General features: G+C 33.6%; 13 protein-coding genes. 11 read left to right on the top strand and 2 right to left on the bottom strand.

Going from position 1 to position 13,178, the window contains the following annotated elements:
* Nucleotides 1-80: 80 nt before the first annotated feature.
* A complete protein-coding gene (gene dnaA / locus NEH74_RS08555; RefSeq protein WP_055243403.1) occupies nt 81-1,427 on the top strand; it encodes a chromosomal replication initiator protein DnaA in 1,347 nt (448 codons plus the stop codon).
* 180 nt (nt 1,428-1,607) lie between these two features.
* Nucleotides 1,608-2,744: a DNA polymerase III subunit beta gene (dnaN, locus tag NEH74_RS08550; RefSeq protein WP_055243402.1), complete on the top strand. Its 1,137-nt coding sequence runs from the start codon at nt 1,608-1,610 to the stop codon at nt 2,742-2,744.
* Between the two features lie 589 nt (nt 2,745-3,333).
* Here dnaN and NEH74_RS08545 read toward each other — a convergent pair.
* Both NEH74_RS08545 and NEH74_RS08540 read right to left on the bottom strand, forming a co-directional pair.
* Nucleotides 3,334-4,593 (bottom strand): ABC transporter permease, encoded by a 1,260-nt coding sequence (locus NEH74_RS08545; RefSeq protein ID WP_055243401.1) that lies wholly within the window; start codon nt 4,591-4,593, stop codon nt 3,334-3,336.
* Nucleotides 4,583-5,482, bottom strand: a complete 900-nt coding sequence (locus NEH74_RS08540) for an ABC transporter ATP-binding protein (protein ID WP_055304572.1) — start codon at nt 5,480-5,482, stop codon at nt 4,583-4,585. The genes NEH74_RS08545 and NEH74_RS08540 overlap by 11 nt, the downstream gene beginning before the upstream one ends.
* A gap of 315 nt (nt 5,483-5,797) precedes the next feature.
* Here NEH74_RS08540 and mnmG point away from each other — a divergent pair, with 315 nt between their 5' ends.
* The 9 genes from mnmG to yaaA all read left to right on the top strand — a co-directional run bounded on the left by mnmG (nt 5,798) and on the right by yaaA (nt 13,177).
* Nucleotides 5,798-7,678 carry a tRNA uridine-5-carboxymethylaminomethyl(34) synthesis enzyme MnmG gene (mnmG, locus tag NEH74_RS08535; protein WP_055243399.1) on the top strand — a complete coding sequence of 627 codons (1,881 nt, stop codon included), beginning with the start codon at nt 5,798-5,800 and terminating at the stop codon, nt 7,676-7,678.
* A gap of 59 nt (nt 7,679-7,737) precedes the next feature.
* Nucleotides 7,738-8,451: a 16S rRNA (guanine(527)-N(7))-methyltransferase RsmG gene (gene rsmG / locus NEH74_RS08530; protein WP_055243398.1), complete on the top strand. Its 714-nt coding sequence runs from the start codon at nt 7,738-7,740 to the stop codon at nt 8,449-8,451.
* A 116-nt stretch (nt 8,452-8,567) separates the two neighbouring features.
* A complete protein-coding gene (noc, locus tag NEH74_RS08525) occupies nt 8,568-9,389 on the top strand; it encodes a nucleoid occlusion protein (RefSeq protein ID WP_055243397.1) in 822 nt (273 codons plus the stop codon).
* 74 nt (nt 9,390-9,463) lie between these two features.
* Entirely contained in the window at nt 9,464-9,634 is a 171-nt protein-coding gene (locus tag NEH74_RS08520; protein WP_202966272.1) for a 2-thiouracil desulfurase family protein, read from the top strand.
* Nucleotides 9,635-10,081: 447 nt separating this feature from the next.
* Nucleotides 10,082-10,849 carry a ParA family protein gene (locus NEH74_RS08515; RefSeq protein ID WP_055243396.1) on the top strand — a complete coding sequence of 256 codons (768 nt, stop codon included), beginning with the start codon at nt 10,082-10,084 and terminating at the stop codon, nt 10,847-10,849.
* Nucleotides 10,839-11,714, top strand: a complete 876-nt coding sequence (locus NEH74_RS08510; RefSeq protein ID WP_055304570.1) for a ParB/RepB/Spo0J family partition protein — start codon at nt 10,839-10,841, stop codon at nt 11,712-11,714. Before NEH74_RS08515 ends, NEH74_RS08510 begins: the two co-directional genes overlap by 11 nt.
* Before the next feature lie 19 nt (nt 11,715-11,733).
* Nucleotides 11,734-12,636 (top strand): mechanosensitive ion channel family protein, encoded by a 903-nt coding sequence (locus tag NEH74_RS08505; RefSeq protein ID WP_055243394.1) that lies wholly within the window; start codon nt 11,734-11,736, stop codon nt 12,634-12,636.
* Nucleotides 12,629-12,838, top strand: a complete 210-nt coding sequence (locus NEH74_RS08500) for a DUF951 domain-containing protein (RefSeq protein WP_055243393.1) — start codon at nt 12,629-12,631, stop codon at nt 12,836-12,838. Before NEH74_RS08505 ends, NEH74_RS08500 begins: the two co-directional genes overlap by 8 nt.
* Before the next feature lie 120 nt (nt 12,839-12,958).
* The gene (gene yaaA / locus NEH74_RS08495; RefSeq protein ID WP_055243392.1) at nt 12,959-13,177 is read left to right on the top strand and encodes a S4 domain-containing protein YaaA; all 219 of its coding nucleotides are present in this window, start codon (nt 12,959-12,961) and stop codon (nt 13,175-13,177) included.
* Nucleotide 13,178: the final 1 nt, after the last annotated feature.

The following is a 13,178-nucleotide window of genomic DNA, read 5'->3' as shown; positions in this document are numbered from 1 at the left end:
TTTTTGAACATTGTGGACTTTTTTAATATTTTGTTATGCTATAATGTTGATAGAAGAGACTTTAGGATGAGGTGTATGCGGTGGAAAAATATCAACGAATATGGGATGATGCTATTGATCGATTAAAATCGAATATTTCTCAACAATCTTTTGATATGTTCTTTAGCACTCCAAAGAAAGTGTATAAAGTTAAAAATAATAAAATGTATGTTGTGGTTCAAAATAATCACGAACAATTTATGCTAGATAAATTTTATTTAAAAGAAGTTGTTGAAATGATTGCTGAAGTATCAGGTTTCAACTACGATGTTAAATTTATTACGAATGATTATGTAAAAAATGATCAGCAAGCATTTGATTTAACCAAACCCGATCCTAATCTTCCAAAATATTATCGTGGAAACTTAAATACGACGTATACGTTTGATCGCTTTGTTGCGGGGAAAAGCAATCGTTTAGCGTATATGATTGCTTTACAGGTTGCAGAACGTCCAGGAGAAGTTGCCAATCCACTTTATATTTTCGGTGGGGTAGGTCTAGGAAAGACACATTTAATGCAAGCAATTGGAAATTTCATTTTAGATGATAATCCTTCATCTCGAATTTTATATTGTACATCAGAGAAGTTTATTGATGATTATCGTCATGCGACGCTAGATAATAATTTTGAAGCATTTAAAGAAAAGTATCGTAATATTGATGTTTTATTAATTGATGATATTCAGTTTTTATCTAAAAAAGAACAAACACAAACTGAGTTTTTCAATACGTTCAATGAACTTTATAATAATAATAAGCAAATTGTTATTACATCAGATCGTCCAGCATCTGATTTAAAAGATATCATGGATCGTTTAACTTCACGTTTTGAATGGGGATTGCAAGCTGATATTCAAATTCCAGATACGCAAACGCGCATCGAGATCATGAAGAAAAAATTGGCCGGAGAAAATATTAATCTAGAAGAATTCCCAGAGGAAGTTTTAGAATTTATCGCAAGTAAGTTTAATAGTAATGTTCGTACATTAGAAGGGGCATTGAAACGATTGATTTTTTATGCGACAATTAATAATTCAGACTTTACGATTGAACTGGCAAATGAAGCGTTAAGAGATCTATTTAAAGCAGAGCAAAAAAATTCAAAAGTAGATGTGAATAACATTATTAAAGAAGTCGGAGCGTACTACGATGTGTCGGTTGCTGACATTTTATCGAAAAAACGTAAGAAAAATATTGCGTATGCTCGACAAGTTGCGATGTTTTTAACACGTGAATTAACGGGAAGCTCGTTCCCAAAAATCGGGGAAGCTTTTAGCGGACGAGATCACACAACGATTATGCATGGTTGTGAAAAGATTGAAAAAGAGCTTAAAGAAAGTGATGAACTTAAAAAAGCAATTAGCGATTTAAAACAAGTTCTATCTTAACTTATAAACAGGTAAGTGGAGAGAAAATGACGGTTTATCTACACACTATCCACAAGTTATCCACAAGGCTAAAACCTCAATTTTATGATGTTTTTAGTCATTATCCCCTATATCCACAAAATTTATTACTAAAAAGATTATTAAAAAGCTATAATATATAATTATATAGGAGTGATTAAGTTGAAAATTAAAGTTGATCGTCAATTGTTACTAACCCAGCTGTCGTATATTAGCAAGGCAATTCCTACAAAGACACCACTTCCAGTGTTAACAGGGATTAAGTTTGTTGTTGCAGAAGAAGGTCTTTACTTAACAACGAGTGATTCAGATATTACGATTAATACTTTTTTACCGTTAGAGGTAAACGATACGCAAGTGATTCAAATTGATTCTGTCGGATCAATCATTATTCCAGGGAAATATTTTATTGAAATTATTAAAAAATTAAATGGTGACAATATCGAAATCAGTACATTTGAAGGAAATTATGTCACAATTAAATGTGGACGAAGTGAGTATACGTTAAATGGATTTGATGTGACTCAATATCCAAATATTGAGTTAATCAAACATGATAATCCAATTCATTTAGAAAAACAATTATTAAAAACGATTATTCGTCAAACGGTATTCTCAACAGCAAATAGTGAAAACCGTCCAGTGTTAACAGGGGTTAATTTCCGTTATGATGCAGATGAGTTAATGTGTGTAGCAACAGATAGCTTCCGTTTATCGAAAAAGCTTGTTCCGTTAAACAAGTTACATGAACCATTTAACATTGTTATTCCAGGACGTAGTTTAATCGAGTTATCAAAAATTTTAGATGATTCTCATGAATCAGTGGATGTCTATTTAGCAAATAATCAAATTTTATTCCAAATTGGAAATATTTCATTCCAATCTCGTTTATTAGATGGGATTTATCCAGAAACAAAAGAATTCGTTCCAACGACATTCGGGATTGAAATCAAAGCAAATTATCATGAATTATATAATGCATTTGATCGTGCTGCTTTAATTGCACGTGATCAAGTTTCAAATGTTGTTAAATTAAATATTTTACCTGAAGAAGGTAAGTTATTAATTACAGCAAATTCTCCAGAGGTTGGAAAAGTTGAAGAAGAAGTTCAAGTTGAAATGATTTCAGGTGGAGAATTACGTATTGCATGTAGTGCTTTATTTATCATCGATGCTTTAAAGGCAATCAATAATTCAGATGTAATTATGAGTTTCAATGGTGATATGCGTCCATTTATTTTACGTGATCAATACGATGAAACAACAATTCAATTAATTGTTCCAGTTCGTATGGAGTAGTTAAGAGCCGCTAGGCTCTTTTTTTTGTGTGGATAAATGAACAGTTATACACAGGCTAGTGGAATACATTTGATAAGTTTCGACAAACTATGCAAAAGTTCGCTAATGATTAATCATAAAATTAGTTCAAATTAGAAGAAAGAGCTTGTGGATAAGATGGATAACTTTTGGTGAATCTCCCCTACAAGGAAATATCTCGTTAAAAAGAGGTCAATTGTAAGGAGGATTTCTATGCTCATATATGGGAATTAGTGCGGATCATTGCCCTTGAAAAATCAGGTAAAACTTGATACGCCAGACTCAACAATTGAAGTGATTCATCATGTTTTATTGTCTATTTTAGACGTAGGATTTAATGGAATTTTTGTGGTGATTTTAACTTGAGTAGAAGTGGTGCGAACTATATCCACAAGATATTTGTTTTTTTTTACATAAGGTGATTGGAGATATAACTTGAATGTATTGTTTCAGAAGAAATTGGTATGGTTAGTCATTGGAGCGTTCGAGTTTAAATGAAAGAAAATCTCCAGTTCAGGGGATTTTTTTGTTAAAAAAAGACCAACTACAAGAGTTGGTCGGAGTAATCAAGTTATGATTTTTTTGTTGCCTGAATAAATTTTTTGATGACTGAATCACCTGAGTAGTTCAAGACTCCATTTTTGTAAACACGTGCTCCAAATGTTAGAATCACGACGATCACAACAATGTTTAAGGCAATTGAAAGCCAAATCATTGGGGTTGATACGGTCATTGTAGCGACGCGAAGTGGCATGATATAAGGTGAAATGAATGGAATCATGGACATGATTTTGATAAAGGGTGCCTCAGGTGCAGTCATTCCAAAGATTCCGATGTAGAATGAAACGAGTCCAATGACCATGATAGGTGAAATGGCGATTTGATATTCTTCCACAGAACTGATAATTGAGCTTAAAATGAGTACACTTACGAGATAGACTAGGTAAGCAACGATAGCAAAAATAATGATGTAAATAACGATTTTTGCTTGTTCGGGAGAAATCATGACTGAGACCGTATCAAGTACTTCGGTAGGCAAACTCTTTAGCATGTATTGAATTGAAATAGTGAATAAGACCATGAAAATGGTAAGTTGCGTTAAGGCGTATAAGCTGTTATACACAATTTTTCCGTAAAGTTGTTTGATTGGCGAAATGGAAGTAATAATAATTTCCATGACTCTTGATGTTTTCTCTTCCATGATTTCTTGACCGGCATAGACCGAGTAAAGATATGAAAATAAGAAGATGAGGATAATGGCAATATAAGCTATGGCTAAGTTGCCCATTGATTCCTCAGCGGTTTGTGCATTTTCATCTAATGAGATTTTTTCCATTGAGAAGTTTTGATTGAGTAAATTAACTTGCTCTTGAGTCAGCTTCGCCGATTTCATAGCAATTTGCTTGTTATAACCTGAAAGAACTTGCTCTCCAATGGTGTAGTAAGAGCTGTTAGAAAAATCTTTGGCCACATAGGTTGCACTAAGGAGATTTTGTTCATTGTAGTTGATGATGAAATAGGCTGAGATATCCCCATCTTCGACTTTTTGGTTAAGAACGTCTTCTGACTCAGTCCCTTGTTCTAAGATCACTTCAGGTAATAAATTATTAAAATCTTTTTGAAATTGTGAATAGAGTTGATTTGTTTCATCCACAATATAAATTGTTTCAGAGTAATCAAAAGTTTCATTAAAAAATTTAACGATGGATCCGAGTTGGCTGATGAGTAATCCAACAATGATTAGAAAGATATTAAATCCAATAAAAGCTTTACTTTTAATTTTACGTAAATAGTTATACAAAACATAATTCCAAAACTTACTACTCTTCATAGGCTTGTCCCACCTTTTCAATAAAAATTTCATGTAGTGATGGCTCACACACGAGGAATTTTTCAATGGAATGTTCAGGTTTTAAAGCATTGAAGATGGTTGAGGTATGCTGTTTATGATCAATTCGGACGCACCAATCGTCTTGCTGGCGAGTCACCTCAACGACATGAGGAATTGATTTTAAGTAATCGGCATCAAGCTTTCCTTGAATTAAAATCGTTCTTGCATTGTAACTTTGTTTAATTTCTTTGAGTTGGCCTTGTAAAACGGTGCGTCCTTTGCGAAGAATTGTTAGACGATCGCAGAGGGTTTCAATATGTTCCATTCTATGAGAAGAGAAGATAATTGTTTTTCCTTGGTTTTTAAAGTTAATAATTTCTTCTTTCATCATTTCCAGATTAATAGGATCAAGACCAGTGAAGGGTTCATCTAAAATAATGAGTTCGGGATTGTGGATAACGGCGCAAATAAATTGAACTTTTTGTTGATTACCTTTTGATAATTCTTTAATTTTTTTGTTTTTATAGTCGGAGATATTAAATTTTTCAAGCCACGCATCTAGTTCTTTTTCAGTTTTATCTTCAGACATTCCTTTTAGCATGGCTAAATAGCTAACTTGTGTTTTAACCGTTAATTTTTGAAGTAGTGCTCGTTCTTCAGGTAAATAACCGAGAAGATCATTAATTGATTCATTCATCTTCTGACCGTCCCACGTAATTTCACCAGACGTCTGCTCATAAAGACCTAAAATCATACGAAAGGTTGTGGTTTTTCCAGCTCCATTCGCGCCAAGTAAACCATAAATTTCTCCTTTTTGAAGACTAAGATTTAAATCCACGACGGCATGTGTATCATGAAAAATCTTATTCACATTCTTTAAAACTAGCATGCAAGTCTCCCCCCTGTTGTCATAATAAAAGTTCAAATCGAATGAGTATACGACATTGATATGTCTATTATGATATATACCGTTTTGAATAACAACTTTTTTCTGTTACAAAAACTGGATATTGAATAATGATTTTCATTTTTAATTTAAAAATGTAGGAAAAAAGCTAAAAAGTTGTTTTATATTATCGATTTTTGTTTACTATTTTATACACAGATGTTATTTTTATTGTTTATTGTCGAGTTTTAGATGTAAAATAAGAATAGTCTTTTGATAGAGTTGAAGTTTATTTGTTTACTGTAAGGAGTGAGCTTTATGATATATGATGTAATCGTCGTAGGTGGAGGGCATGCCGGAATTGAAGCAGCTCTTGCTCCAGCACGAATGGGTTGCAAAACGTTAATGGTAACTGGAGATATTAATCGTATTGGACATATGCCATGTAATCCAGCCATCGGTGGACCAGCGAAAGGAATCGTAGTTCGTGAGATTGATGCTTTAGGTGGAGAAATGGGTGTTAATACAGATAAAACGCATATTCAAATGCGTATGTTAAACACAGGGAAAGGTCCAGCGGTTCGTGCACTTCGTGCTCAAGCAGATAAAGTGGAATACCCTCGTGAGATGCAAAAAACAGTTTTAGCACAAGAAAATTTAGACGTTAAAGAAGCAATTGTGGATAAGTTAATTGTTGAAGACGCAGAAGTGAAGGGAATTCAGTTAGAAACTGGGGAACAAATTTTCTCAAAAACGGTTATTTTAACAACAGGAACTTACATGCATTCAAAAGTTATGATTAGTGATGAGATTACGTTAAGTGGCCCAGATGGTGCGAAGACCTCATTAGGATTATCTCAACACTTAAAAGATTTAGGGTTTGAATTATTCCGTTTAAAAACAGGAACACCACCTCGTGTTGCAGCGGATAGTGTTGATTTCTCTAAAACAGAAATTCAACCTGGGGATGACGTCATTCGTGCGTTTAGTTTTGACACTAAAGATCATTTACCACTTGAAGATCAAGTGCCATGTTATTTAACTTATACAGGTGAAGAAACACATCGTATTATTATGGATAACTTAGAGCGTTCGTCAATGTATTCTGGAGTGGTTGAAGGGGTTGGGCCACGTTATTGTCCATCAATTGAGGATAAAATTGTTCGTTTTAATGATAAGCCTCGTCATCAAATCTTTTTAGAGCCAGAAAGTAAACACATCCCTGAAATTTATGTTCAAGGGTTCTCAAGTAGTTTACCACGCGATGTTCAAGAGCAAATGATTCGTACGATTCCAGGTCTTGAAAATTGCCGCATTGTTAAATATGCGTACGCTATTGAGTATGATGCGATTAAGCCTGTCCAATTATGGCCATCATTAGAAACTAAATTAGTTAAAAACTTATATAGTGCTGGACAAATTAACGGAACAAGTGGATATGAAGAAGCAGCGGGTCAAGGAATCATGGCTGGAATTAATGCTGCCCTTCGTGTTCAAGGAAAAGATCCATTAATTTTAAAACGTAGTGAAGCTTATATTGGGGTATTAATTGATGATCTAGTTACAAAAGGAACATTAGAACCTTATCGTTTATTAACTTCTCGTGCGGAGTATCGTTTATTATTACGTCATGATAATGCTGATTTGCGTTTACGTGAATATGGTCGTCAAGTAGGGTTAATTAATGATGAAAAATACGCAGCATTCTTAGATAAAAAAGCTGAGATTGCAGCAGAAAAAGAACGTTTATCTGAAATTAAAATTACACCTAAAGGAAATACTAATGAGTATTTAGCGACAATTCCATCATCACCATTAAAGGATGGAATTACGGCATTAGAATTATTAAAACGTCCAGAGATTACTTATGAACATATCCACAACTTAATTGAAGAGAAAAATGAATCAATTTCTGCTGAAGCAATTGAGCAATTAGAAATTCAAGTTAAGTATGAAGGATATATTAATAAGGCTCTTCAACAAGTAGAAAAAGTTCAAAAAGTTGAAGAGAAAAAAATCCCGGATCATATCGATTACGATGATGTGCCAAACTTAGCGATTGAAGCAAAACAAAAGTTAAAAGACATTCGACCATTAACGATTGGTCAAGCAAGTCGTATTTCAGGGGTAAATCCAGCGGATATTTCAATTTTAATGGTTTACATTGAATCAGGACGTGCAAATAAAGTAAGTGAATAATAAATCAGAGTTAAGAGAGGAGACTTTCTTAACTCTTTATGTAGTAAGGAGTGGAAGATATGACACCGGAACAATTTTATGACAAGGTAAAAGAATTTGGAATTGAGTTAACTGAAGAACAAAAATGGCAGTTACATCGTTATTATGAATTATTAGTTGAGTGGAACGAGAAAATGAACTTAACTGGAATTACAGAAGTAAATGAAGTTTATTTAAAGCATTTCTATGATTCGTTACTTGGCTTTTTAATGTTTGAAGATATCCACAACTGCAAAACATTATGTGATGTTGGATCAGGAGCTGGATTCCCAGCTTTACCTGTTAAAATCGTTTTTCCACATTTAAAGATGGATTTAGTCGATTCCCTAGGAAAACGCGTTAATTTCTTAAATCATGTCATTGCAGAAACGAAGCTTGAAAATATTAAAGCGTATCATTCACGTGCGGAAGAATATGCATCGAAGCATCGTGAATCATTTGATATCGTCACAGCTCGTGCAGTTGCTCGTTTAAATATTTTATCTGAGTTATGTGTCCCATTAGTTAAAGAAGGTGGATATTTCATTGCGTTAAAAGGACAAACAGGTGATGAAGAATTAGTAGAGTCAAAACGTGCCTTAGATACATTTGGTGTAGAAATCATTGATGTGAAGCATGTTGAGTTACCGGAAGAAGCGGGATCACGCACTAATATTTATACAAAAAAATACAAGAAGACGCCGAATAAGTATCCTCGAGCTTATGGTCAAATCAAAAATAAACCATTAAAATAGCATTAAATGTCACCGGCAGGGACATTACTATAGAAATTCTAGAAAAAAGAAGAAAAATACGCTATAATTTAAACATTAAGATTGATTTTCGATTTTTATTATAAGGGGGATATAGGGTGTTTAACATTTTTTCACGAGATGATTCACGTAATCAGCCAAAAGATGAAGTAACTCAATTGCCTATCTCAAAAATCGTTCCGAATAAATATCAACCACGAAATATTTTTAATGATGAAAAAATTTTGGAATTATCAGAATCTATCAAAGAACATGGTGTGATTCAACCGATTGTTGTTCGTAAGTTTAAAGAGGGTTATGAAATTATTGCGGGAGAAAGACGTTATCGTGCATCTAAGTTAATTGGACTAGATAAAGTTCCTGCGATTGTCCGAGACTATGATGATAAGCAATCAGCTTCTATTGCAATTGTTGAGAATATTCAGCGAGAGGATTTAACTGCAATCGAAGAAGCATTAGCTTATAAACAGTTGATTGATTTACATGGGATTACTCAAGCTGCATTAGCAAAGCAAATGGGAAAATCTCAATCAACAGTCGCAAATAAAATTCGTTTATTAAATTTATCTGAGCATGTTCAACAAGCAGTTTTAGAGCGTAAAGTGACAGAACGTCATGCGCGTGCATTATTATTAGTTAAAGATGAAGAACTGCAATTCCAACTTTTAGAGAAGATTATTGAGAAGGATTTAAATGTTTCAGAAACTGAGCGTTTAATTGATGAAACGTTAAATCCAAAAGAGAAAGCAGTAAAACCACAAACGATTTCTCGTATGCCAAGAGATTGTCGTATTGCCATGAATACTTTTAAACAAGCTATTATGATGGTTGAAAAAACAGGTATGAGAGTCGAACATGAAACTGAAGAGTTAGATGACTCATATGTGATTAAAATTTCATTACCCAAACATAAACATTAATAAAAAGAGAAAAGACAGGCGATTGAATGCCTGTCGTTTTTCTTTGTTGTGGATAAATTAGAGGAGATCAGAAAATGAGAGTTACAGTTAGTTCGTGTTTGTTAGGGATAGACTGCAGATATTGTGGAGATGGTTATCCACAAGAAGGAATTTTGAAATTAATTAAGGACCATCAAGTGATTCCATTATGTCCTGAACAATTAGGGAGTTACCTATTATTCTACGGCAATCAGTTGAATTGGTGAATGGGCGTGCTGTGGATAAGTTTAGATGTGATATGACGGAGTAGTTTTCGAAAGGGGCAGAAGAGGTTGATAAGATTGCTCATTTATTTGAAGTTAAGGTTGGAATTTTAAAAAGTAATAGTTCATCGTGTGGTTGTGGATAAGTTTATGATGGAACATTTAGTGGTCAATTAACGAGTGGCGATGGAATGACAGCCCGTTTATTGAAGAAATCGGATATTAAAATTTATAATGAGGATAATTTCAAGAAAGCTTTCTAATATTAAGTTTTCTACGACATTTTTCACCACCTATTTAATAAAAAAATCGAAGTTTGTAAATAATAATCACTAATAAGATTAGTCATTTCAAAAAGTTCAAAATTTACTGATCAAGCGCCAAATTTATTTTTCATAACCTATCATTTCGTGGTAAAATATTAACAAGTATGACTTTAGGAGGGTTAATATGGGGAAAATTATCGCTATAACGAACCAAAAAGGTGGAGTTGGTAAGACGACATCTAGTATTAACTTATCAGCATCCTTGGCTTACTTGGGTCATAAAGTATTACTTGTTGATATGGATCCCCAAGCTAACGCCTCTACTGGTATTGGTGTTTATAAAGGCGATGCTGAGTTAACTGTTTTTGATTTATTGGTGGATGAAATTCCAACTAATCAAGTAATTTTAAAAACGAATGAAGAAAATTTATTTTTAATTCCATCGTCTCAAGAATTAGCAGGATTTGAGTCGATGATTGTCATGGAAAAAGACCGTGAGTTTAAGTTATTACCAAAACTTGAACAAGTCAAAGAATATTTTGATTATATTATTATCGATTGTCCACCATCACTTGGACTTTTGACAATTAATGCGTTATCTGCAGCAGATTCGACATTGATTCCAGTACAATGTGAGTATTATGCATTAGAGGGATTAACACAATTATTAAATACAATTCGTATTGTTCAACGCCGTTTAAATCGAAATTTATCGATTGAAGGGGTGTTATTAACAATGCTTGATCGCCGTACTCGTTTAGGATTAGATGTAATCAATGAAGTTAAATTATATTTCAAAGAGAAAGTGTTTAATACTATTATTCCACGTTTAGTTCGTTTAAGTGAGGCGCCATCATTCGGAAAGTCAATTATTGCTTATGATCAAAAATCGTCAGCTGCTCAATTTTACATTGATTTAGCTAAAGAGGTGGTTAAAAATAATGTCGACTAATAGATTAGGAAGAGGTTTAGGTGCACTATTTCAAGAGCATGATATTGAGAGTCTTGAATCGTTTGAGCAAGTCAAAGAAGGGGAAGTGATTCACCAATTAGAGGTGAAGAGTTTAAGACCTAACCCATATCAACCACGAAAGTATTTTGATGAGAATAAGATTAAAGAATTAGCGATGTCAATTAAAGAACATGGTGTGTTCCAACCTATTATCGTTAAAAAAGATATTAAAGGTTATATTATTATTGCAGGGGAGCGCCGATTTAGAGCTGCTCAAAAAGCGGGATTACCAACTATTCCAGCAATCATTCGTGAGTTTAATGATCATTTAATGATGGAATATGCATTAATTGAAAATTTACAACGTGAAGATTTAACAGCCATTGAGGAAGCCGAAGCTTATCGTCTGTTAATGCAAAAATTAGATTTAACTCAAGAGCGCTTAGGTGAACGTCTTGGAAAGAGTCGTGCCTACATTGCCAATACGATGCGTTTATTACAGTTACCACGCTCTGTGCAAGATGATATTGAAAATGGTGTCATTTCAGTTGGACATGGAAAAGTATTAGCTGGGTTAAAAGATGAAGAATTAATTTTAAAGTTTACGAATATTATTAAAGAAAAACAAATTTCAGTGCGTGAGTTAGAAGATTTAGTAAAACAAGTTGGAACGGCTCAAGCTGAAGAAGATAAAAAGACGAAAAGAGAAGTAAACCCCCATTTAGAGTACGTGGAGTCGAATTTGAAATCGTATTTTGGAACGAAAGTCAAACTTAAAGAAAAGAATGGGAAAGGTCAAATCATTATTGATTATATGACTATGGATGATTTAAATCGTTTACTCGAGAAGATGGGTTTAGAATAAAAACTAAGGAGTGAGCTATTTGAATTTATTATTTTTATCAAATGTATTAGCTGATAAAATTCAGAACTTTTTGGCAACAGATCAGTTAAATACTTTTTTAATCAATGCTGGATTTAAAATTGTTAGTGTTATTTTAATCCTTGTAATTATGTCAATCGTCAGAAAACTCGGTAAGAATATGATTAAAAAAGCATTTGCCGTGAATATTGAACGTATTCAAAAAGTAACGGGAGGAACGGAAAGACGAAAAGAGACGTTTGAAAGTTTAGCTCTTAATATTTGGCGTTATGCGGTGAATATTGTTTTAATTTTATGGTTATTATCGGTTTTTGTCTCATTAGATAAGTTATTAGTCGCTTCAAGTGCACTTGTTGTGGTCATTGGATTTGCGGCAAAGAGTATGCTTGATGATATCACCATGGGATTCTTTATTATTTTTGAAGATTTATTTTCAGTTGGAGATTTTATCGAAATTGATGGAAATACCGGAACAGTTACAGAAATCGGATTACGTTCAGTTAAAATTCGTGTTTTAACGGGTGAAATCGTGATTATTCCAAATGGGAATATTGGAAAAGTTATTAACCATTCGGTCTCAAATGGTCAAGCGGTATTAGATATCGGAATCGCCTATGAGGCGGATCTTGATAAGGCGATTTCAGTTTTACAGAAGGTTGCGTCAGAAGCTTTTAATCAATATGACGATATCCTTCAAGTTCCTCAAGTTTTAGGGGTACAGGAATTAGCAGATTCAGCTGTGGTGATTCGTATGATAGCTGAAGTCTCACCACTTCAACAGTGGCACATTCAACGTGAATTACGTCGCTTAATCAAGTTGACGTTTGACCGAGAGAATATTGAAATCCCTTACTCTAAAATGATGGTTTATCAAAAGAATGAAGGGAGTCCATCTCATGAATAATGTGACATTTGGTTTAAATGATATTGTTGAGATGAAAAAGCCACATCCTTGTGGCACAAATCGTTGGCAAGTGGTCCGTTTAGGAGCAGATATCAAGATTAAATGTTGTCATTGTGAGCGTATGTTAATGATGCCACGACCTGAATTTAAGAAAAAGATGAAGAAGGTTTTAGAGTCAGCACAAGAGAGTGAAAATATCTAATTTTAAAACTGGAAAAAAAGCGTTGAAATCAATGGATTTCAACGCTTTTTATTTGGGATTAACGTATTAAAAAAATGTAAATTATGCTATAATATATATAGAAAGAAAAAGGTGATTAGCATGCGAACTGAAGTATTTATTACAAGTGAATTTATTACTCTTGGACAGTTTTTAAAGTTCGAGAATCTTATTGAAAGTGGTGGAAGTGTAAAGTTCTTCTTAGAAGAAATTCCTGTCTTTATTAACAACGAGCAAGATAACCGCCGTGGTCGTAAACTTTATCCTGGAGATGTGGTTTCGATTGAAGAATTTGGTGAGTTTATCATTGTAGCTGAGTAGT

Origin of the sequence: Turicibacter sp. GALT-G1 (genome assembly GCF_025594995.1) — a bacterium.
GTDB classification, from domain to species: domain Bacteria; phylum Bacillota_I; class Bacilli_A; order MOL361; family Turicibacteraceae; genus Turicibacter; species Turicibacter bilis.
This window is presented reverse-complemented; position numbering and strand designations above follow the sequence as displayed.

Bases quoted from the DNA above. Each gene is read 5' to 3' on its own strand.
- NEH74_RS08545 (WP_055243401.1), bottom strand. From the start codon at position 4,593: ATGAAGAGTAGTAAGTTTTGGAATTATGTTTTGTATAACTATTTACGT.
- NEH74_RS08540 (WP_055304572.1), bottom strand. From the start codon at position 5,482: ATGCTAGTTTTAAAGAATGTGAATAAGATTTTTCATGATACACATGCC.
- mnmG (WP_055243399.1), top strand. From the start codon at position 5,798: ATGATATATGATGTAATCGTCGTAGGTGGAGGGCATGCCGGAATTGAA.
- rsmG (WP_055243398.1), top strand. From the start codon at position 7,738: ATGACACCGGAACAATTTTATGACAAGGTAAAAGAATTTGGAATTGAG.
- NEH74_RS08520 (WP_202966272.1), top strand. From the start codon at position 9,464: ATGAGAGTTACAGTTAGTTCGTGTTTGTTAGGGATAGACTGCAGATAT.
- NEH74_RS08515 (WP_055243396.1), top strand. From the start codon at position 10,082: ATGGGGAAAATTATCGCTATAACGAACCAAAAAGGTGGAGTTGGTAAG.
- NEH74_RS08510 (WP_055304570.1), top strand. From the start codon at position 10,839: ATGTCGACTAATAGATTAGGAAGAGGTTTAGGTGCACTATTTCAAGAG.
- NEH74_RS08500 (WP_055243393.1), top strand. From the start codon at position 12,629: ATGAATAATGTGACATTTGGTTTAAATGATATTGTTGAGATGAAAAAG.
- yaaA (WP_055243392.1), top strand. From the start codon at position 12,959: ATGCGAACTGAAGTATTTATTACAAGTGAATTTATTACTCTTGGACAG.